The 20,002-nt window shown below is 58.7% G+C and carries 17 protein-coding genes; 6 read left to right on the forward strand and 11 right to left on the reverse strand.

What is annotated here, in order from left to right; genetic code table 11:
* Positions 1 to 64 precede the first annotated feature (64 nt).
* From GOW98_RS00005 to zwf, 4 genes are all read right to left on the reverse strand, one after another.
* Positions 65 to 1,684 carry a long-chain-fatty-acid--CoA ligase gene (locus GOW98_RS00005; RefSeq protein WP_170328798.1) on the reverse strand — a complete coding sequence of 540 codons (1,620 nt, stop codon included), beginning with the start codon at positions 1,682 to 1,684 and terminating at the stop codon, positions 65 to 67.
* A 173-nt stretch (positions 1,685 to 1,857) separates the two neighbouring features.
* Complete coding sequence (pgi, locus tag GOW98_RS00010) at positions 1,858 to 3,468, reverse strand: glucose-6-phosphate isomerase (protein WP_170328800.1); 1,611 nt, start codon at positions 3,466 to 3,468, stop codon at positions 1,858 to 1,860.
* A gap of 5 nt (positions 3,469 to 3,473) precedes the next feature.
* Positions 3,474 to 4,145, reverse strand: a complete 672-nt coding sequence (gene pgl, locus GOW98_RS00015; RefSeq protein WP_170328802.1) for a 6-phosphogluconolactonase — start codon at positions 4,143 to 4,145, stop codon at positions 3,474 to 3,476.
* Complete coding sequence (zwf, locus tag GOW98_RS00020; protein ID WP_170328804.1) at positions 4,142 to 5,590, reverse strand: glucose-6-phosphate dehydrogenase; 1,449 nt, start codon at positions 5,588 to 5,590, stop codon at positions 4,142 to 4,144. Before zwf ends, pgl begins: the two co-directional genes overlap by 4 nt.
* A gap of 164 nt (positions 5,591 to 5,754) precedes the next feature.
* Here zwf and GOW98_RS00025 point away from each other — a divergent pair, with 164 nt between their 5' ends.
* A complete protein-coding gene (locus GOW98_RS00025; protein ID WP_170328806.1) occupies positions 5,755 to 6,708 on the forward strand; it encodes a radical SAM protein in 954 nt (317 codons plus the stop codon).
* Here GOW98_RS00025 and GOW98_RS00030 read toward each other — a convergent pair whose 3' ends face one another.
* Complete coding sequence (locus GOW98_RS00030) at positions 6,709 to 7,404, reverse strand: hypothetical protein (RefSeq protein ID WP_170328808.1); 696 nt, start codon at positions 7,402 to 7,404, stop codon at positions 6,709 to 6,711.
* Between the two features lie 105 nt (positions 7,405 to 7,509).
* A complete protein-coding gene (locus tag GOW98_RS00035; RefSeq protein WP_170328811.1) occupies positions 7,510 to 7,779 on the reverse strand; it encodes an usg protein in 270 nt (89 codons plus the stop codon).
* Positions 7,780 to 7,972: 193 nt separating this feature from the next.
* Here GOW98_RS00035 and gyrA point away from each other — a divergent pair, with 193 nt between their 5' ends.
* Positions 7,973 to 10,699 (forward strand): DNA gyrase subunit A, encoded by a 2,727-nt coding sequence (gene gyrA, locus GOW98_RS00040; protein WP_170328813.1) that lies wholly within the window; start codon positions 7,973 to 7,975, stop codon positions 10,697 to 10,699.
* 61 nt (positions 10,700 to 10,760) lie between these two features.
* Here the strand turns inward: gyrA and GOW98_RS00045 are convergent, their stop codons facing one another.
* From GOW98_RS00045 to GOW98_RS00060, 4 genes are all read right to left on the reverse strand, one after another.
* The gene (locus GOW98_RS00045) at positions 10,761 to 12,008 is read right to left on the reverse strand and encodes a Hint domain-containing protein (protein WP_170328815.1); all 1,248 of its coding nucleotides are present in this window, start codon (positions 12,006 to 12,008) and stop codon (positions 10,761 to 10,763) included.
* 176 nt (positions 12,009 to 12,184) lie between these two features.
* Positions 12,185 to 13,654, reverse strand: coding sequence for a carboxypeptidase M32 (locus GOW98_RS00050; RefSeq protein ID WP_170328817.1), 1,470 nt, complete (start codon positions 13,652 to 13,654; stop codon positions 12,185 to 12,187).
* A gap of 5 nt (positions 13,655 to 13,659) precedes the next feature.
* On the reverse strand, positions 13,660 to 14,805 hold the full coding sequence (gene ctaA, locus GOW98_RS00055) for a heme A synthase (protein WP_170328819.1): 1,146 nt from the start codon (positions 14,803 to 14,805) through the stop codon (positions 13,660 to 13,662).
* Positions 14,806 to 14,865: 60 nt separating this feature from the next.
* On the reverse strand, positions 14,866 to 15,609 hold the full coding sequence (locus tag GOW98_RS00060) for an RNA methyltransferase (RefSeq protein WP_170328821.1): 744 nt from the start codon (positions 15,607 to 15,609) through the stop codon (positions 14,866 to 14,868).
* A gap of 153 nt (positions 15,610 to 15,762) precedes the next feature.
* Here GOW98_RS00060 and GOW98_RS00065 point away from each other — a divergent pair, with 153 nt between their 5' ends.
* The 4 genes from GOW98_RS00065 (at position 15,763) to GOW98_RS00080 (ending at position 18,972) form a co-directional block, all read left to right on the forward strand.
* Positions 15,763 to 16,380, forward strand: coding sequence for a thiamine phosphate synthase (locus tag GOW98_RS00065; protein WP_170328823.1), 618 nt, complete (start codon positions 15,763 to 15,765; stop codon positions 16,378 to 16,380).
* A gap of 45 nt (positions 16,381 to 16,425) precedes the next feature.
* Positions 16,426 to 17,319 carry a PfkB family carbohydrate kinase gene (locus GOW98_RS00070; protein ID WP_170328825.1) on the forward strand — a complete coding sequence of 298 codons (894 nt, stop codon included), beginning with the start codon at positions 16,426 to 16,428 and terminating at the stop codon, positions 17,317 to 17,319.
* Positions 17,316 to 18,230, forward strand: coding sequence for a pseudouridine-5'-phosphate glycosidase (locus GOW98_RS00075; protein WP_170328827.1), 915 nt, complete (start codon positions 17,316 to 17,318; stop codon positions 18,228 to 18,230). The genes GOW98_RS00070 and GOW98_RS00075 overlap by 4 nt, the downstream gene beginning before the upstream one ends.
* Positions 18,231 to 18,294: 64 nt before the next feature.
* Positions 18,295 to 18,972, forward strand: coding sequence for a DUF502 domain-containing protein (locus GOW98_RS00080; RefSeq protein ID WP_170328830.1), 678 nt, complete (start codon positions 18,295 to 18,297; stop codon positions 18,970 to 18,972).
* On the opposite strand, the gene GOW98_RS00085 is transcribed toward GOW98_RS00080, so the two are convergent.
* Positions 18,973 to 19,998, reverse strand: a complete 1,026-nt coding sequence (locus GOW98_RS00085; protein WP_170328831.1) for a patatin-like phospholipase family protein — start codon at positions 19,996 to 19,998, stop codon at positions 18,973 to 18,975.
* Between the last annotated feature and the right edge of the window lie 4 nt (positions 19,999 to 20,002).

The following is a 20,002-nucleotide window of genomic DNA, read 5'->3' on the forward strand; positions in this document are numbered from 1 at the left end:
GCAGTTGACTGTTAATCAATTGGTCGTAGGTTCGATCCCTACCGCCGGAGCCAAAATCTTTAGATCAGCCCACCAAGGCATCCTTGAAATCTGCCCGCAAGCTTCGCTTCAGAACCTTGCCAGTGGCGTTCAACGGCAGTGCATCTACGAACACAACCTTGTCCGGCACCTGCCACTTGGCGATTTTGCCGTCATAAAAGGCCAGCACTTCCTCTTCGGTCGGCTCTTCACCTTCGGCCTTGACCGCCACCAGTAAAGGGCGCTCATCCCATTTCGGGTGGGGCACGCCGACCACAGCAGCCGTCGCTAAGCTGGGATGCGCAACGGCAATATTTTCCAGTTCAACGGAACTGATCCACTCGCCCCCGGATTTGATGATGTCCTTGGATCGGTCGCGTATCGTCATGTATCCATCGGGGTCAACAGTGGCGACATCTCCGGTGGCGAACCAACCATCCTGCAATAGCTCCTGATCCTGCATTTGAAAATAACTGTCCAAAACCCAGTATCCGCGCACCAACAGATCGCCCTGAGTTTCGCCGTCATGCGGCAAGTCATCGCCGTTATCGTCAACGATCTTCAACTCGACACCATAGCAAGGTCGCCCTTGGCTTTCTCTGAGCTTGTATTGCTCTTTCAATGGCAGATCACGGTGCTTTGCCAGAGGCTGGTTCGCGGTGCCAAGTGGGCTCATCTCGCTCATGCCCCATGCGTGAACGGTATCCACCCCATAGGTTTCGCGGAATGTTTCGATCATAGACGGCGGACATGCGGCCCCGCCAATCACCGTGCGTTCAAGACTGTCGAGTTTACTGCCAGACTGCTCGGCAAACGTGAGCAGACCCTGCCAGATCGTTGGCACACCCATAGCCAAAGTGACTCGGTAAGTGTCGATCAGATTCACCAGTGCCTCACCATGCAAATCCGGCCCCGGCAGAACCATTCGAGAACCCGACATGGCGCAGGCATATGGTGACCCCCAGGCGTTGACATGGAACATTGGGACCACTGGCAAAACCACATCCAGCGCGGAAAACCCGATAACGTCACGGGTGTTTGCGCCGAAACTGTGCAGCACGGTCGAGCGGTGCGAATAAAGCACCCCCTTGGGATTCCCAGTCGTGCCGGACGTGTAGCACAGGCTGGACGCAGTGTTTTCGTCAAAGCTGGGCCATTGGAAATTCGCGTCACCGGTTTCGATCAGGTCGTCATAAAACTGAACACCGGGGATCTGAGCAACCGCGTCTTCATTCCGCGGCCCCATCAGGACAAAATGTTGAACTTCAGTCAGATTCTCCTGCAACGCGGCCACCAACGGGATGAAGGTCGCATCGAAGAACAGCACCCGATCCTGCGCATGGTTGATGATATAAGTCAGCTGCTCGGGGAACAGGCGCGGGTTGACCGTGTGGCAGACGAACCCTGCACCCGAAGTGGCGAAATAGATCTCAAGATGCCGCCGGTTGTTCCAGGCCAAGGTCCCGATCCGCGCCTGTGGCTCCAGCCCCAGCTTGGTCAGGGCAGAGGCCAGATTCCGCGCGTTCTTCGCCACTTCCGACCAATTTGTCTCGGTCACCGTATTGTCGGTTTCGACCGAGTAGATCTCTGTCTGACCATGGTAATTTTCGGCGTGATTGATCAGCGACGAGATCAGCAATGGCTGCGTCATCATCTGTCCCAGCATGGGCATCCTCCCTTTGGTGGCCCCGTGGCGGCGCCATTTATTACCTGCCCCGGAGTTTATGAATGCCCCGGGTCTAAAGGCTTTTCCTTGAGACGAATCCTGCCAATCATTTAATTTTCTGACAACAAAAGATTACCGCCCACCGCTGCGGCAGGCCGCTGATATACCCGAACTTAATCCCGGTGACGCATCGCATAGGCAACCAACGCGGCGGTCGAGCCATCCTTTTCGTCCGCGCTTTCCTCGCCGTCCACAATCGGGCCAAGCGAGGTTGCCAGCTCTTTGCCTAGCTCCACACCCCACTGGTCGAACGAGTTGATCCCCAACAGCACCCCTTCGACAAACACGCGGTGCTCGTAAAGCGCAATGATCTGGCCCAGCACAAATGGCGTCAACTTCGGGTAGATCAGGGTGGTGGACGGTCGATCGCCCGAGAACACGCGATGACGGGCCTGCCGTTCCAGCTCGTCGCCTTGCAGGCCTTTGTCCGCCATGCGCTGCCGCGCCTCGTCCAGAGACCGACCACACATCAGCGCCTCGGACTGGGCTAGGCAATTGGCCAACAGCAGGCGATGGTGGTGGGCGAGTTCAGGCTCATGCCCCTCGGCGGCGACCATAAACTCGCAGGGTATGACATCGGTGCCCTGATGGATCAGTTGATAAAATGCGTGCTGGCCGTTGGTGCCGGGCTCGCCCCAGACAACTGGGCCAGAGGGCATTTTCAGCGAACTGCCATCCATGGCAACGGATTTGCCGTTCGATTCCATCTCAAGCTGTTGAAAATAAGCCGGAAGACGCAACAGGCGTTGGTCATAAGGCAGAACCGCGCGACTGGTGTGCCCCAGAACTTGCCGGTGCCAGATGCCGACCAGCGCCAGCATCACCGGCATATTCTCGACCCAGTTCGCGGCCCGGAAGTGTACATCCATCGCCTGTCCGCCGCGCAGAAACGCGTCAAAAGCGTTCGAACCTACCGCGATCATCACCGGCAGGCCTACAGGGCCCCAGACCGAATAGCGCCCGCCGACCCAGTCTGCAAAACCAAACACACGGTCTTCGGGGATGCCAAAAGCTTCGGTTTTGTCCACAGCGCTGGACACGGCGGCGAATTGTCTGGCTGGGTCGCCACCGCCATCCACCATCCAAGCTCGCGCGGTACGGGCGTTGGTCATGGTCTCAATGGTGGTGAACGTCTTGGACGCCACGATCACAAGCGTCCGCGTCGGATCAAGCTGGCGCAGCGTATCGGCGATATGGGCACCGTCCACATTGGACACGTAGTGCAGCCTTGGGCCGTCGTGATACGGAGACAGAGCATGGGTCGCCATCACCGGCCCCAGATCAGACCCGCCAATGCCGATATTCACCACATCGGTAAAGCTGCCCCCTGCCCCGGCGATGGCACCGCCGCGCACCTCTTCGGCAAAGACCCGCATCCGTTGCAACGTGTCCAGCACCTCGGGCATCACATCCAGACCGTCAACCGCAACCGGGCCACCGTCAAGGTTACGCAGCGCTGTGTGCAGCACTGCACGCCCTTCAGTTTCGTTGATCTTGGCACCCGAGAACATCGCCTCGCGCCGCTCGGCCAGCCCGGCTGCGTCGCATAGCTCAATCAGCGCGTCACGGATATCCGCGTCGATCTGTGTTTTCGAGTAGTCGAACAGCAGATCACCGGTCGAGGCCGAAAACGCCCCGGCCCGGTCTGCATCCTTGCCAAAAAGGTCAAGGATGGTCTGATCATTCCGTTCAGCGGCCAAAGCGGTGAGATTGTCCAGTTGCATCGCGTTTACTCCGCCCAGTGAACCGTCATACCGCCGAGGACCGCCGCGATGGGCGCTTCTTCCGGTGGCAGAGACATCGCCCGCTCCAACGCGTCGCGCTTGGCGGTTCCTAAGATGATCAGGTGTTTCGACAAGGCACCGTCCAACACCGGAGCGGTCAGCGTGATCCGCGGCTCGGGCTGCACTTCGGTCCGAGCCACCGCCAGCGGGCGCGCGTGTGAATCCAGCGCGGCCTCAAGACCTTCCATGCCAGGAAACAGAGACGCAGTGTGCATGTCCTCGCCCATCCCCAGCACGACAACCGACAAGGGGCGGATCGGCGTGATCAGGCTTTCGAGTTCGGGCAGCACGTCTTCGGGCTCTTTGCCGGGCACGTAGAGCGGGATGTACTTCGCCGCCGAGGCGCGGTTGGTCAGCAACCGCTCGCGGATCAGGCGTTCGTTCGAACGCTCATGGTCGCCCGGTACACAGCGCTCGTCCGTGGGCAACACGTGCACCCGATCCCATTCCAGATTTGCCGCGCACAGAACGTCAAAAATAGGGCCGGGTGTGGTGCCGCCGGGAACCGCCATCGAGACCATGTCATGATGCAGCAGGGCAGATTCCAACTCGCCCGCCAACACGTTTGCAACGTCGATGGCCAGCATGTCCCTGTCGGCGTATTCCTGTATTTTCATGGGTTTATCCCTTGCCAGCGGCGACCGTCTCGTTTCATCAGCAGCTCGGCGTCGCCCGGACCTGTGCTGCCACTTTCATACGGTTTGGGGACATCCCCACGTGCCTGCCAGCCCGCGATGATGGGATCGGTCCAAGCCCAGGCGGCCTCAACCTCATCGCCGCGCATGAATAGGGTCTGGTTGCCGCGGATCACATCCATGACCAGCCGCTCATACGCGTCCGGCGGATCCTGGTTTTCCGGCCCCAGCGCCTCGGCAAAGCTCATGTCCAGGGGAACATCGACCAGACGCATCCCGCCCGGTCCCGGCTCCTTGATCGTTACCTTCAGCGTGATGCCTTCGTTGGGTTGCAGGCGGATCGACAACACGTTGGCATGGCGCCCGGCATCTTCGCCGAAAATCGAATGCGGTGCATCCTTGAACATCACGTTGATGACCGAGGATCGCGCCACCAGCCGCTTACCCGTTCGCAGATAGAACGGCGTTCCCGCCCATCGCCAGTTGCTGACATGTGCCTTCAGCGCCACATAGCTTTCCGTGGTCGAACGTGGATTGCCTACAACCTCGCGATAGCTGGGGCCGTCACCTTCAAACTGGCCACGCACAATGTGGTGCGGTTCAACCGAGTCCAAAGCGCGGATCACCTTGAGCTTTTCATCCCGCACCGCGTCGGGGTCAAATTTGGCCGGAGGCTCCATCGCAATCAGACAGAGCAGCTGCATCAGATGGTTCTGCATCATGTCGCGCATGGCACCCGCGCGATCATAGTACTCCTCGCGCCCGTCTATACCAACAGATTCGGCCACCGTGATCTGGATGTGATCGACATACTGGCTGTTCCAAAGCGGCTCGAACAGCATGTTGCCAAACCGGACCGCCATAAGGTTCTGGACGGTTTCCTTGCCCAGATAGTGATCAATCCGGTAAATCTGACCTTCCGAGAAGTGTTTGGCCAACGTTGCATTCAACGTCCGGGCACTTTCCAGATCGTGACCGAAGGGTTTTTCCACGACAATTCGTGTCTGATCCGTCGCAAGCTTATGCGATTGGATGCTTTCAGCCAAAGGACCAAACAGGCGCGGCCCGACCGAGAAGTAGAAGGCCCGCACCCGATCGACAGTCAGCTTTGCCGCCAGATGATCCCATCCCTCATCCGACAGCGCGTCCAGCGGGACATAGTCGACCCGTTGGAGAAAGGAATTCAGCGCATCGGTGTCGCGGCACTGCTTGGCCGCGTGGGTGCGCAACGATTCGGCAACCATGTCCCGGAAGGCATCCCGGCCATACACGGCACGGGCAGCCCCGATGATCTGCACGTCTTCGGGCCACTGCCCGGCACAAAACCTCCGGAACAGCGCCGGAAGGATCTTACGCTGCGCAAGATCGCCGGTACTGCCGAAGATGACCAGATCGAACGGGTCAACAGGTATGACACGAGAAACCATGCGTTTTCCCTACCTTACCCTTGCGGGCATGTCCAATGTTAGCGCAATCATAGTCGGGTTTTTTTCCTATCATCAAAACTCTGTCAGGTGCAGCGTGATGCTCTTAACTAAACAGTGTTGAAGGGCTAAGTCATTTTTACGATATCAAAGAACCGGACACCGGAATGAAAGACAACGCCCCTCAGAGCGCCAATATCGGCAAGTTTCAGGACAAATTGGTGACAGCTGACGGGCAAACGCGGGCCTCGGTGTCGCTTAACAACCCTCAAACGCTTTGGTTCAACACCGGAACCTTGTGCAACATCGAATGCGTCAACTGCTATATCGACAGCAGCCCGACCAATGACGCGCTGGTTTATATCACCGCTGATGAGGTGCGGGATTATCTGGACCAGATCGAGGACCGCACCTGGCAGGTTCACGAAATCGGGTTCACCGGCGGTGAGCCTTTCATGAACCCCGAAATGATCGACATGACCCGCGCCTGTCTTGAGCGCGGCTATGAGGTGCTGATCCTGACCAACGCGATGCAGCCGATGATGCGCCGTCGGGTGCAGGACGGTCTGGTGGAGTTACAGCGCGATTTTGGCGACAAGCTGACGCTGCGAATCTCGGTCGATCACTACCGTCCTGAATTGCATGACGAAGAACGCGGCAAAGGCAGTTTCGCAAAGACTCTGACCGGGATGGAGTGGCTGCGCGACCATGGGTTCAACATGGCCGTCGCCGGGCGCACCGTCTGGGGCGACAGTGACGCCGACAGCCGGGTCGGATATGGCACCTTTTTTGCGGAACATGGGTTCAAGATCGACGCGCAAAACCCCGGCCAGACCGTTCTGTTCCCCGAGATGGATGAGACCGTCGAAGTCCCTGAAATCACCACCGCCTGCTGGGGTATTCTGAACAAATCTCCTGACGCTGTGATGTGCGCCAGCGCACGCATGGTCGTGAAACGCAAAGGCGCTGACCGTCCGGCGGTTCTGGCCTGCACCCTGCTACCCTACGCACCTGAATTCGAGATGGGAAACACTCTGGCCGAGGCCGAAGCAGATGTGCACCTGAACCACCCCCATTGCGCCAAGTTCTGCGTACTGGGTGGGGCCAGCTGCTCGGGCTGATCAGTTCAGTTCAGGGGATTTCCAGAATTTCGTACCGGATGCTCCGGCCGAGACCCGCCAGCCTTTTTTACCCAGAACAAAGAACGACCGGCCATCGGTGAACCGCACGGTTTCTCCTTTGCGATCTTCCCCATACATGGCACCGGTTTCTGCGGTCGCGTCATAGCCGTTTTCGATGAATTTCTCCAGATCGGCGGGGGTTTCGAACAGGATCACGAATTTGGTCTCGAACCCGCCGATACCCACGGCCGCGCCAACGCCGCCCGTTCCCATGTTCATATAGGTGTGCTGGCCGGTGTCGTTTGAAACCGCCACACCGCGCCCATACCCGGCCGAGACCGGAAACACCGTCACCTTGCGCGAGTCGAACACCGCGTAGCCTGCGCTTATTCCGAACAACTCGTCAGCCTCAGAGTTTTCCGCAAGAAGTTGGGTCAGAATCTCGCTGGCCATCAGATCAAGCTTGGCGCGGGTCTCTTCCGGTGTGGCCTCATTCGTCACCAGATCGGCAGTCGAGTTGATGGTCCCATCGACGACATCCGCGCCTTTTTCCACGGTGCTGCCCACCTTTTCGGCCCCCTGCCCGATGGCATTGGCCGCGTTTTCCGCACCTTTTTTGATTTTATCCAGAACGCCCTCAGCGACGGCAGGTCCACCGATCAACAAGGCAGCAGCAAGAAACAATACCCGGGACATAAAGCGATTCCGTATGTGGCCATATGAGTTGGCCGACACCTTAACCCAAGCATCAAAAAAATAATGCGTCTCAATCGTTACTGGCCGAAAAAAATGGCCTGATACTCAATTTACTCTGAATTCACCCACGACGTTGCGCCATTCTCCGGGCGCGATCATCTTGCGATGCGTGAACCGGACCGAATGCAGCGGACCTTCAATCTCGCGCTGCCAAAACTCGACGAATTCAAAGAGCTTTGGATGGTCCGGCGCCAGATCGTAATCCTGCCAGATGAACGTGTTCAGAACGTGGATGTAGTCGGGCATGTGGTAGAAGAATTCCGCCGTTGTCAGCCCGTACCCCTTAAGCATCAATTCGGTTTCGCTTTGCTCCATGCAGACCTCCAATTTTGTTGCAAGGTCCCTTCAGGGTAGCACAAAAACCCCCTAATCCTTAGTTAACAATATGTTACTCTGGTGTTACCGGGGTTTTTCGCGTGAATTGCGCTGCTTGCTTGCACCTTATGTGCCGGGTCTGATAAGGTACATCCACAAGATATAGACCCTGCACAAAGAACGGGCAGTTTACGTGAGCGATACGCCAGAAACCCCAGAAAACATGGATGAAACACCGCCCGAGCGCCCCGTCTATGACGGCCCGACGGTGTCCATCGAATCCGAAATGCGCACGTCCTATCTGGACTATGCCATGTCGGTCATCGTCTCCCGCGCGATCCCTGATTTGCGCGACGGCTTGAAACCGGTCCATCGACGCATTCTTTATGCGATGCACGAAACCGGGAACACGCACGACAAAGCGTACCGCAAATCGGCCCGTCCGGTAGGCGATGTGATGGGTAAGTACCACCCGCATGGTGACAGCGCGATCTATGACGCGCTGGTGCGGATGGCGCAGGATTTCTCGATGTCGCTGCCACTGCTGGATGGTCAGGGCAACTTTGGTTCGATGGACGGCGATAACCCGGCGGCCATGCGTTACACCGAAGTGCGGATGGACAAACCCGCCGCCGCCCTGCTGGCCGATATCGAAAAAGAAACGGTCGATTTTCAGGACAACTACGACGGCAAGGATAAAGAACCGACCGTTCTGCCCGCCCGCTTCCCGAACATGCTGGTCAATGGTGCCGGTGGTATCGCCGTGGGTATGGCGACGAACATTCCACCGCACAACCTGGGCGAAGTGGTCGATGCCACGCTGGCGCTGATCGACGACCCGGACCTGACATCCGAGCAGTTGATCGAATACGTCCCTGGCCCCGACTTTCCAACCGGCGGCGTGATGTTGGGCCGATCCGGTGCGCGCAAAGCCTATCTGGAGGGGCGTGGCAGCGTCATCATCCGTGCCAAGACCCGCGTGGAAGAGATCCGCAGGGACCGTTACGCCATCGTCGTGGACGAGATTCCCTATCAGGTGAACAAGGCCTCGATGATCGAAAAGATCGCTGAAGCCGTGCGCGAGAAGCGGATCGAAGGCGTTGCCCACGTTCAGGACGAATCCGACCGTAACGGGGTGCGCGTGGTCGTTGAATTGAAACGTGACGCAACGCCAGAAGTGGTGCTGAACCAGCTTTATCGTTTCTCGCCGATGCAGACCTCGTTCGGCTGCAACATGCTTGCCCTGAACGGGGGCCGACCTGAGCAACTGACCCTTCGCCGGTTCCTGACGTCGTTTATCGACTTCCGCGAAGACGTAGTCGCCCGCCGCACCGCCTACGACCTGCGCAAAGCGCGCGAGCGCAGCCATATCCTGTGTGGTCTGGCCGTGGCGGTCTCGAACGTCGACGAGGTGGTTGCCACGATCCGATCCTCCGCTGACGCTGCCGAAGCACGCGAAAAGCTGATGACCCGCCGCTGGCCCGCAGCCGAGATCGAAGGCTATCTGCGTCTGATCGACGATCCTCTGTCCAAGATGAACGACGATGGCACCTATAACCTGACCGAGGTTCAGGCCCGCGCCATCCTCGACCTGCGCCTGCAGCGCCTGACCCAGATTGGCGTCAAAGAGGTCACGGACGAGCTGGAAGAACTGGCCGCCAAGATTAAAGAATACCTCGATATTCTTTCCTCGCGCGAGCGCATCATGTCGATCATCGGCGATGAATTACGCACCGTGCGCGAGCAGTTCGCCGTGCCCCGTCGTACCGAGATCGTCGACTGGTCCGGTGACATGGAAGACGAAGACCTGATCGAACGTGAAGACATGGTCGTGACCGTCACTTCGGGTGGCTACATCAAGCGCACGCCGCTGGCCGATTTCCGGGCCCAGAAGCGTGGCGGCAAAGGCCTGTCGGGAATGCAGACCAAAGAAGAGGATGTCGTCACCAACCTCTTCGTTGCGAACACCCACACGCAGCTGCTGTTCTTCACCACCGAAGGGATGGTCTACAAGCTCAAGACCTGGCGCCTGCCGCAGTCCAGCCGGACCGGTAAGGGCAAGGCGATCGTCAACATCCTGCCGATCCCGACCGGTGTTTCCATCGCGGCGATCATGCCCGTGGATGTGCCAGACGAAGAGTGGGAAAACCTGCAGATCGTCTTCGCCACCAGCGCCGGTGACGTGCGCCGAAACCGTCTGTCGGATTTCACCAATGTCCGCCGCAACGGCAAGATCGCGATGAAGCTGCCGGAAGACGTGGAACTGGTGAACGCTCGCATCTGTTCGGAAGACGAAGACGTGATGCTGGTTACCAATTCCGGCCGCGCGATCCGTTTCCGGACCACCGATGTGCGTGTCTTCAACTCGCGCGAATCCACCGGTGTGCGTGGCATCAAGCTGACCAATGGAGACCGTGTCGTTTCCATGTCCGTCATCCGCCACTTTGAGGCCGGGCCGGATGAACGCGCCGCGTATCTGAAAATGCGCCGCGCCGTAGCGGGTATCGCCGATGATGGCGAGACCGATGAGGATGAAGCAACCCCCGGCACCATCACGCAGGAACGCTATGCCGAAATGTCGGCTGCCGAAAACCTGATCCTGACGATCACATCGGGCGGTTCGGGCAAGCTCAGCTCCAGCCACGATTACCCCGTTCGCGGACGCGGTGGCATGGGTGTCGCGGCCATGGACAAGGCGATGCGCGGCGGCGAACTTGTGGCCTCATTCCCGGTTGAGATCGACGACCAGATCATGCTGGCCACTTCCAAAGGCCAGTCGATCCGGGTGCCGGTCGATGGCATTTCCTTCAGGTCCCGCAGCGCGGGCGGCGTGAAAGTGTTCAACACGGGCAAGCGTGAAGAGGTTGTCAGCGTCGCCTGGATCGCTGATCAGGCTGATGAAGACGAGACCGAAGAATAAAACCAGAAAAACCCGAGATCGGCAGATCTCGGGTTTTTCTCTGAAATTTTGGCCAGCCGAACTAGGCGTATTCGACCAACTGATATTCTACCGCTGAAGTGCCGCTTTTCTTGAGAAGAGCATCCACAAGCACCTTCGCTTCGAAATGACGAAGCCGCCGCCGGGCGGTGGTCGTTTCAAGTTGATGTTGCGAAATCTCATTCCGCATCTCATTGCGGGTGATTTCCAGCGTCAGCAGTGCCACATCTCCAACAAAGAAGCTCTCACTGGGATGACCATTGGAATACACAATCTCATGTTCTTCCATAAGCAGATGGTAGTAAGAGACCAGTTGCGGCTTTGATATATGCTCAATACCGGGCATCCTGATCAGGTCCTTAGCGGCGACAAGAACCTCTGATACACCAAAAAGAAGCTCACAAATGTGATGCGAGAAAACGACGTGATGCAGGGGTGAAACGTAAAGATCCTGATCATTGTCGAGTATGTTTTTCGATATCTTGACCGGCAAAGCGTCACCACAGGCAACAAATCTGGATCGCAGCAATGCGATCATGGGTTTGAAACACCCGCTAGCGGTCAATATCTGGTCACCTTTGCGCAGCCATTGTACTGGCTTTAGGCCATCCTTTGTGGTGATTAGGGTATCTTCAACAAAGCACACCACGTCATCATCGTTGACATAGAGGTCGAAAATGCCATCGGGACGATTGGGATCAAGGTCTGAGTATGGTAAGTTCAGCAGGTCCGTGGCATTCCCAGACCCCGGGACGATTATATCATTGCCTGCGCCATCCGTGACGCCAACCTGTGCTTGCGCCCCAAACCCATTGGAAAACTCTATGTTTTCATAGATATACTCAATTCCAATCGTTCCATTGTTAAGCTCGGTCAGCACAACCTGAAAGGTGTTGTTACCGGTCGCACTATACGCTGCAACTTCATACCAGGTAATCGTTACCTTTCCATTGGCCGGATCAATGTCCCAAAAGATGTCGTTAACGCCGGTTCCAGCATTATTGCTGATATCGATATCCGTCCAGAACGGCGCGATGGCTGGTTCGGACAACTGCGATAAATCCGTCCCATTATACGTCAGGTTTGGTCCGTCAAAAGTGATTAGACCATTGGTGTTGATAAAGATGCTGTTATAGGTCGTGCCAAAGAAATTCATACCACCGGAAAACACAGAGGTGATATCGACCTCAATTGCGCCATCGTCATAATTGCCCGCATCCAGAGACGAAGCCAGAAAACTGTTTTCTCCGTACCCCTCGGAACCACCTAAACCTGAATTGACCGGAGGCATGTTAAACTCACCTAATCTTATCTAATTCATTTCTTAAGATTTTTACATCACAATCCCTAAATAAGCTCAATCTAAAGAATAGCAGAATCTCTACGCTCAACCGCAACTTGTTGCAGATTGAGCAGTCTTTTAGCGCTGAAAACCCGCATACTTAGTGAGTTTAAGTCGGGTTCTGTTCAAAGAGCGTAAAGCTCGCCAAATTTCTCTTCAAGATATGCCAACAGGGGCTCTGGCCCCGGCTCCACCCCACTGGCCCGTCGGATGGTTTCGCGTGGCGCGTAGAGCCCGCCGAACTGTTGCAGATTTTCCCGCAGCCAACCGGTTGCACCGGACGTATCGCCTTCGGCCAGTTGGGTGTCCAGATCCGGCACCGCGGCGCGCAGCGCCTGATTGAGGCACCCGGCATAGACATTGCCCAGCGAATAGGTCGGGAAATAACCGAACAGCCCGACCGACCAGTGCACATCCTGCAGGCACCCGTTCGAGGGCTTGTCGACCACATAGCCGAAATCGGCTTTGAACCGGTCGTTCCACGCGGCCTCCAGATCGCTGACCTGCAGGTCCCCGCTCATCAGAGCGCGCTCCAGATCAAAGCGAAGCATGATGTGCAGGTTGTACTGCACCTCATCCGCCTCGGCGCGGATATAGCCGTTGTGGACTCCGTTGACCGTGGCATAGAAGGCATCAGCATCCGCTATCCCGAAATCTCCGAACGTCTCGACCATCTGACTATAGAGCCAGCCGGTAAAGGCACGTGAACGGCCCAACTGGTTTTCATAAATCCGGCTTTGGCTTTCATGCACTCCCATCGACACGCCCTGTCCCAGCGGCGACAGTGCAAAGGCCGGGTTGATGCCTTGTTCGTAAGCGGCGTGGCCGACCTCGTGAATGGTCGAATAGAAGCAGTTGAACGGATCAGTCTCGCTGGTGCGGGTGGTGATGCGCACATCCAACCCGCTGCCCGAGCTGAACGGGTGTACGGCTTTGTCCACGCGACCGGTGTTCAGGTCATAGCCGAAGGTGGTCGCCAGTTTCTGCGACAGCTGCATCTGCGCCAGTTCTTCGAACTTTCCGGTCAGTGCTTGCGGTGCAGGTTTATCCAGAACGGCCGCCCGCAGGGCCACCAGACGCGGGCGCATCTGGTCGAAAATTTCGGCGATCTGAGCCCCCGTTGTGTACGGCTCATAGTCTTCGACCATGGCATCATAGACATCTCCGCCTTGCGCCAGCGCCACACCTTCTTCGCGTTTTAGGGAAACGACCTCTTGCAGCACAGGCAGGAACGCCGCCACGTCCTCATCGGCGCGTGCCTGCGCCCAGGTACCCTGTGCGGCAGAAGTTACACGCGCAATAGCCTTGGCCAGATCGGCAGGCACCTTGATTGTCCGCTCGTAAGACCGGCGGATTTCACGAATCTGAGCCTTGCCCACTTCGTCCTGAGGGGCGGCTTGGGCCAACCACTCAGCCACGCGCGGATCGGAACGACGCGCGTGCAAAACGGCTTCGATCGCGGCCATTTCCTCTGCGCGCTGCGGGGCCGCGCCGCGCGGCATCACCGTTTCCTGATCCCACCCCAGCCGACCGGCAATCTGCCCAAGGGCCGAAGTTTCGCGTTGAAAGGCCATCAGGTCGTCATAGGCGGTCATCGGCGTCAGGCTCCGCGGATTGAAGTGGCGATTGGATACGCAGTCAGGAACCGAGCGCGCAGGATTAGGGTCCAGACAACAACGGCCATGAACTGGTGGAAGATGGCAAGCTGCCACGGTGCTGCGTAGACCACGGTCAGGATGCCGATAACCACTTGCAGCGACAGCGCCGCAAAGGCTGCGTTGAAGGCAAAGCGCGTCTGTGGGTGGGCGCTGGTGCTGCCGCGCCGCCATACGATGATGGCGAAGATGAACAGCAGGTAACCCACACACCGGTGGATAAATTGCACCAGCCCTGGGCTTTCAAAGAAGTTGCGCCACATTGGTTCCAACATCGCAGCGTCAGGCGGCAGCAGTTGCCCACCGATCAGCGGCCAGTCGGTGTAAGACCGCCCGGCGTCGATCCCGGCAACGAGCGCGCCAATGAGTATTTGTAAAAAGGCGAAGTGCATCAGACCAGTGGACAGCGAGAACAGTTTCGCCTCTTTCGCACGGCGGGCCTGCATCAGGTCGCGTTCTTCGCGGCCAAGTTCAAAAATGTACCACGCAAGGAAGCCGAGGATCACGAAGGCCAGCCCTAAATGCACCGCCAGGCGATAGCTGGCGACGGCGATCATGCCCTCACCCTGTGTCACGCCCGAGGCGACCATCCACCAGCCGACGGCACCTTGTACACCGCCCAAAACGCCGGGAATCAACAGCTTGCCGGTCCAACCGGTCGGGATTTTTCGCGCCACGAGAAAGCCAAGGAACCCCAGTGCCCAGACAAGACCGATCACGCGGCCCAGTTGGCGGTGACCCCATTCCCACCAGTAGATTGTCTTGAAATCCTCCAGCTCCATCCACTGGTTCTGGATGCGCCACTGATCGATCTCTTTGTACTTGTCGAACTCGGCCTGCCAGTCGGCTTCGGTCATCGGTGGGATGGCTCCGGTGATCGGACGCCATTCGGTTATCGACAACCCGCTATCTGTCAGACGGGTCAGACCACCAACGGCGATCATCACAACGACCAACGCAAACAGGATCATCAGCCAAATGCGGATCGCGCCGCGCGCGCCGCCGCGGCCCCGGTCGATCATGCCCGGTTGCACCGCCTGTTGTTTCTCGGTGTCCGAGACCTCTTCGAAGATGCTGCGCTTACCGCTCATGCCGTCCTCATGTCCTGATTTTCGTCGCAAGCTAGGGCCATGACGGGCCGAGGTCCAGCCTCAGCCCTTTTCCTTCCAGCGGACCATCTGCCGCATGATCCCGTGCAACATCTGCACATCCGCCCGTGTCATCCGCATCCGGGACCACAGGTTGCGTAGGTTGGTCTTCATGCCCTCGGCCTTTTCGGGCGGGTAGAAGAAGCCGGCCTCTTCCAGCCGGTCCTCGTAGTGTTCGACCAGCTTTTCGACCTCAATCCCCGTGGCCCAGTCGCCTTTGCCCAGATCGGTGGCCTCATGCACTACGTCTCCGGTCTGGCGCATCCACTCATAAGCGGTCAGCAACACGCATTGGCCAAGGTTCAGCGAGGCATATTCTGGGTTGACCGGCACCGAGATGATAGCGTTGGCCTTGGCGATATCTTCGTTCTCGAGTCCTGCGCGTTCCGGGCCAAACAGCACCGCTACCTTCTCGCCCGCAGCAACCTTTTCGGCCGCGATCTGCATCGCGCGTTCAGGGCTGTAGACTGGTTTCGTCAGCCCCCGTTGCCGCGCTGTGGTGGCAAACACAAATGTGCTATCGGCCAAAGCCCCAGCCAAATCGTCGAACAGCTGCGCCTCATCCAGCAGCCGCCCCGCCCCGCTGGACATCGCCACCGCCTTGGGGTTCGGCCATCCGTCGCGGGGCGCCACGATCCGCATCCGGTCCAGCCCGAAGTTCCACATCGCCCGCGCGGCGGCGCCGATGTTTTCGCCCATCTGCGGGCGCACGAGCACAAAGGAGGGCTGAGATTTGTCGCTGGGCATGGCTGTCTCCGAAAGTTCCGCTTGCTGTAATCGGCACGCTGGCGCAGGGCAAGGCGTCCGAGCGGCCAATTGCGCCATTATCCCGCATAAAAGTTTGCTTCCCCGGCGCAATCCGCTAAACCGCGCCAAAGACTGAAAGCGAAGGACGCGCCAATGGACACCCCCGAGCAGCCGCAGATTTACCTGATCACCCCGCCCACGATCTCCCTAAGCACATTTCCCGACCAGCTTGGCCGCGTGCTGGACAGTGCTGACATCGCCTGCATCCGTCTGGCGCTGGCGGGCAACGACGAAGACACCATCGCTCGCGCCGCTGATGCGTGCCGCGAAGCGGCCCATGCGCGGGATGTGGCTATTGTGATCTCGAACCACGTCCTGCTGGCGCAACGGTTGGGTCTGGACGGGGTGCATTTGGATGACGCAGCCCGTTCCATTCGGGCCGCGCGCAAGGAATTGGGTGCGGATGCCATCGTCGGCAGCTTCTGCGGTGCGTCCAGCCATGACGGTATGAGCGCCGGAGAGGCTGGCGCGGATTACGTGGCTTTCGGCCCGGTGGGTGCGTCGGCTCTGGGCGATGGCACCATCGCCGAAAAGGACCTGTTCCAGTGGTGGTCCGAGATGATTGAGGTTCCGGTCGTCGCCGAAGGTGGCCTAACCACTGACCTGATCCGCGAACTCGCACCCCATACCGATTTCTTCGGCATTGGCGACGAAATCTGGTCACAGGATGACCCGGTCGCCGCGTTGAAGACCCTGACCGACGCGATGTGAGCGTTAACCCTTGCACCCACCCCGGGGCTGCGGCATGAGTTCGTCATGACTCAGAAAAGCGAAATCCTGTGTATCGGCTCGGTCCTGTGGGACGTGATCGGGCGCTCGGCCAGCGCAATGCGGCAAGGTTCCGATGTGCCGGGGCGGATCACCCGCCTGCCCGGTGGCGTAGCTATGAACATCGCCATGACTCTGGTGCGGTTCGGCATGACTCCGACCCTGTTGACCGCCATTGGCCGCGACCCCGAAGGCGACGAGTTGGTCAACGCCTGCGCCCGCTTGGGAATGGTGACAGACCACATCTATCGCTCGCAGGATTTGCCGACTGATCGGTATATGGCCGTTGAAGGCGCCAATGGCCTGATCGCGGCGATTGCGGATGCACATTCTCTCGAAGCCGCCGGAGCTAAAATCCTGCGCCCGCTGATGCAAGGTCCTTTGGGCAATGAGAATGCGCCATTCAACGGCCCCATCGCGCTGGACGGCAACCTGACGCTGACGCTGCTGGAAGAAATCGCCCAAAGCCCGGCCTTCGCGCGGGCCGATCTGCGCGTCGCTCCGGCCTCACCCGGTAAAGCTGAACGCTTGCTGCCGTTCCTGAAACACGCCCGCGCCACGCTCTATGTGAACCTCGAAGAGGCCGGCATCCTGTGTCAGCGCGAGTTCACTGATTCCGAAGCTGCCGCCAAGGGCCTGCTGGACCGCGGCGCGCTGCGGGTGCTGGTCACGGATGGCGGCAACTCGGCCACGGTTGGCAGCGCCGATGAAATTTTGACCCTAACCCCACCCTCCGTTCTGGTCACCCGCGTGACGGGCGCAGGGGATACCTTTATGGCGGCCCATATCGCCTCAGAATCCGGTGGTGCATCCAGCGACGAGGCCCTGACTCGCGCCCTGAACGCCGCCGCAACCTACGTTTCCGGAGAAACCCCACTGTGATCGACATCCAATACTCTGCTGAGGTCCGCGCTGCCAAAGACGCAGGCCACCCCATCGTCGCGCTGGAAAGCACTATTATTACCCATGGGATGCCCTACCCTCAGAACATCGAAGTTGCGGCACAGGTCGAGCAGGACATTCGCGATGCAGGGGCCATTCCGGCCACTATCGCCGTGCTCAACGGCAAACTGCATGTTGGTCTGGAATCCGACCAGTTGCAGGCATTGGGTCAGGCGAAGGGCGTTGCCAAACTGTCCCGCGCAGACATGGCCGCCTGCATCGCCACGGGCGGCACCGGGGCTACCACAGTTGCTGCGACCATGATCGCCGCGAACTTTGCCGGGATTGAGGTGTTCGCCACCGGCGGCATCGGCGGTGTGCATCAGGGGGCGGAGACATCATTCGATATCTCGGCCGACTTGCACGAACTGGCGCAGACGCCGGTGAGCGTAGTGGCTGCGGGCGCGAAAGCGATCCTTGATCTCGCCAAAACACTGGAAGTTTTGGAGACACTGGGGGTTCCCGTCATTGCCCATGGCCAGGACGAATTCCCTGCCTTTTGGTCGGCCAAATCGCCCTACGCCGCGCCCTTGCGAATGGACGACGCTGAAGACATCGCCAAGGCCCACGCAACCCGCCGCGCGCTGGGTTTGCCCGGAGGGCAACTCATCGCCAACCCAATTCCCGCCGCGGATCAGATCCCGGCCGAAGAACTGGCCCCCATCATCGCCTCAGCCCAGGCCGACGCCAACACGCACCGGATCACCGGTAAAGGCGTAACGCCTTACCTGCTACAACGTATTTACGAGCAGACCGAGGGGCGTTCGCTAACCGCGAACATCGCACTGGTGCGCAACAACGCGAAACTGGCCGCCGGGATCGCGCGTGCGCTCACAGAACGGTCAGAGTGACATAAACCTATTGTACCAAGGCACCGGACTGCTTAACTAATTCGGCAAATCACTCAGGACTGCAATGAATACGCCTTTTGACGAAGAACCTCACCGCCGACCGGGTCTGTTTTCCCGTCTGCGCGCGTCATTTCTGACGGGTATCGTCGTCATTGCGCCTGTGTGGCTGACGATCTGGCTAATCTGGTCCGTGGTGGGATGGGTCGATAGCGCGGTGTTGCCGCTGATCCCGCAGCAGTTCCAGCCCGAGGAATATGTGGGGGTCAACCTGCGCGGCGTCGGTGTAGTGATCTTCCTGATCTTCACCGTTCTCGTTGGCTGGATCGCCAAGGGCATCCTTGGCCGTTCACTGATCCACTTCGCCGAAAGCGTCGTCGACAGAATGCCCGTGGTCCGCTCGGTCTATTCCGGAATCAAGCAAATATCGGAAACGGTATTTGCTCAGACGGAACGGTCGTTCGAAAAAGCCTGCCTGATCCAGTACCCCCGCCGTGGCATCTGGGCGATTGGATTTGTCTCGACCACCGCCAGAGGCGAAGTCAGCGAGCGTGCTGAAACCGGCGGTGAACTACTCAGCATCTTCGTCCCGACCACGCCCAACCCGACCTCGGGCTTTCTACTGTTCTTCCCCGAAGAGGACGTGATCCTGCTGGACATGTCGATTGAAGAGGCCGCTAAGCTGGTGATTTCCGCTGGGCTTGTCTATCCGAACGAAAAAGACCCAACGCAGCCGCCGGAATAATCAGCCAAACATTTCAGGCAGGTCGACGGTGCTGCGTTCACCCAGGTCGGCTTTGTGATTGTATATGAACCGATGAGCCGCCGCACGTCCGGCCTCTTTAAGCTTGTGCAGGATCATCGGGTTTGGCACGGTCTTTGTCGCCACCGACAGATCGTTCATCAGCTCGTCATCCGCGATCATGTGGATCAGAACGCGGCTCATTTCACCCACCTTCAGCTTGCCCTCAGCCAACAGCCGCTGAACAAAACTGATCGCGCGCAGCTCGCGGAACAGCGATGAGTTAAAGCTGATCTCGTTAATCCGGTTCTGGATCTGCTGAGGCGTTTTGGGCACCTCGTCGCGTTCCAACGGATTGATGTTCACGATCACGACGTCATCGGGCAGGTCATTGTTGAACAGCGGGTAAAGCGCCGGGTTGCCGGTATAGCCGCCATCCCAGTAGGCCTCGGTGCGGCCCGATTTGGGATCAAATATCTCAACCGCCTGAAACAAGGTCGGCAAGCAGGCTGATGCCAGAATCGCATCCGTCGAAATCTCCTCCCCGGCGAACACCCGGATCTTGCCGCTACGCACACAGGTCGCGCAGACATACAAACGCGGACCTTCGTCGGCACATATCTCATCAAAGTTGAACCGGTCCACCACCGGCTCCAGCGGATTGCGATAGAACGGCCCGTAGGCGTAAGGCGACACTAGCCGCGACCACGCATCCCCTATTGAAAAGGGCAAGGAGTACTCCATCGCCTGCGCAACCTGAGCCGGCTCAATCGCCTGCATCCAATTGGCAAGGCGCATGTCACCGACCGCGCCCATCCTTTCCCACAGCCCGTTCAGATTGGCGCGTGCTCCGTCACGCCCATCTCGGACCATCCCTGATTTGAAGGCTGCTCCATTCAGAGCTCCGGCCGAGGTTCCGGTGATTGCCGCAACCTCGATGTCTTCCTCATCCAGCAGCCGGTCCAGAACACCCCAGGTGAACGCCCCATGCGCTCCCCCACCTTGCAAAGCCAGATTGATCCGTTTCACTGTG

It is taken from the genome of Ruegeria arenilitoris, assembly GCF_013032445.1.
Lineage (GTDB): Bacteria > Pseudomonadota > Alphaproteobacteria > Rhodobacterales > Rhodobacteraceae > Ruegeria > Ruegeria arenilitoris_F.

What these genes read in the sequence shown, in the direction of transcription:
- GOW98_RS00005 (WP_170328798.1), bottom strand. Translation starts at nt 1,684, where the DNA reads ATGCTGGGACAGATGATGACGCAGCCATTGCTGATCTCGTCGCTGATC.
- GOW98_RS00025 (WP_170328806.1), top strand. Translation starts at nt 5,755, where the DNA reads ATGAAAGACAACGCCCCTCAGAGCGCCAATATCGGCAAGTTTCAGGAC.
- GOW98_RS00045 (WP_170328815.1), bottom strand. Translation starts at nt 12,008, where the DNA reads ATGCCTCCGGTCAATTCAGGTTTAGGTGGTTCCGAGGGGTACGGAGAA.
- GOW98_RS00030 (WP_170328808.1), bottom strand. Translation starts at nt 7,404, where the DNA reads ATGTCCCGGGTATTGTTTCTTGCTGCTGCCTTGTTGATCGGTGGACCT.
- GOW98_RS00060 (WP_170328821.1), bottom strand. Translation starts at nt 15,609, where the DNA reads ATGCCCAGCGACAAATCTCAGCCCTCCTTTGTGCTCGTGCGCCCGCAG.
- GOW98_RS00070 (WP_170328825.1), top strand. Translation starts at nt 16,426, where the DNA reads ATGACTCAGAAAAGCGAAATCCTGTGTATCGGCTCGGTCCTGTGGGAC.
- ctaA (WP_170328819.1), bottom strand. Translation starts at nt 14,805, where the DNA reads ATGAGCGGTAAGCGCAGCATCTTCGAAGAGGTCTCGGACACCGAGAAA.
- GOW98_RS00065 (WP_170328823.1), top strand. Translation starts at nt 15,763, where the DNA reads ATGGACACCCCCGAGCAGCCGCAGATTTACCTGATCACCCCGCCCACG.
- zwf (WP_170328804.1), bottom strand. Translation starts at nt 5,590, where the DNA reads ATGGTTTCTCGTGTCATACCTGTTGACCCGTTCGATCTGGTCATCTTC.
- GOW98_RS00050 (WP_170328817.1), bottom strand. Translation starts at nt 13,654, where the DNA reads ATGACCGCCTATGACGACCTGATGGCCTTTCAACGCGAAACTTCGGCC.
- GOW98_RS00080 (WP_170328830.1), top strand. Translation starts at nt 18,295, where the DNA reads ATGAATACGCCTTTTGACGAAGAACCTCACCGCCGACCGGGTCTGTTT.
- GOW98_RS00035 (WP_170328811.1), bottom strand. Translation starts at nt 7,779, where the DNA reads ATGGAGCAAAGCGAAACCGAATTGATGCTTAAGGGGTACGGGCTGACA.
- pgi (WP_170328800.1), bottom strand. Translation starts at nt 3,468, where the DNA reads ATGCAACTGGACAATCTCACCGCTTTGGCCGCTGAACGGAATGATCAG.
- pgl (WP_170328802.1), bottom strand. Translation starts at nt 4,145, where the DNA reads ATGAAAATACAGGAATACGCCGACAGGGACATGCTGGCCATCGACGTT.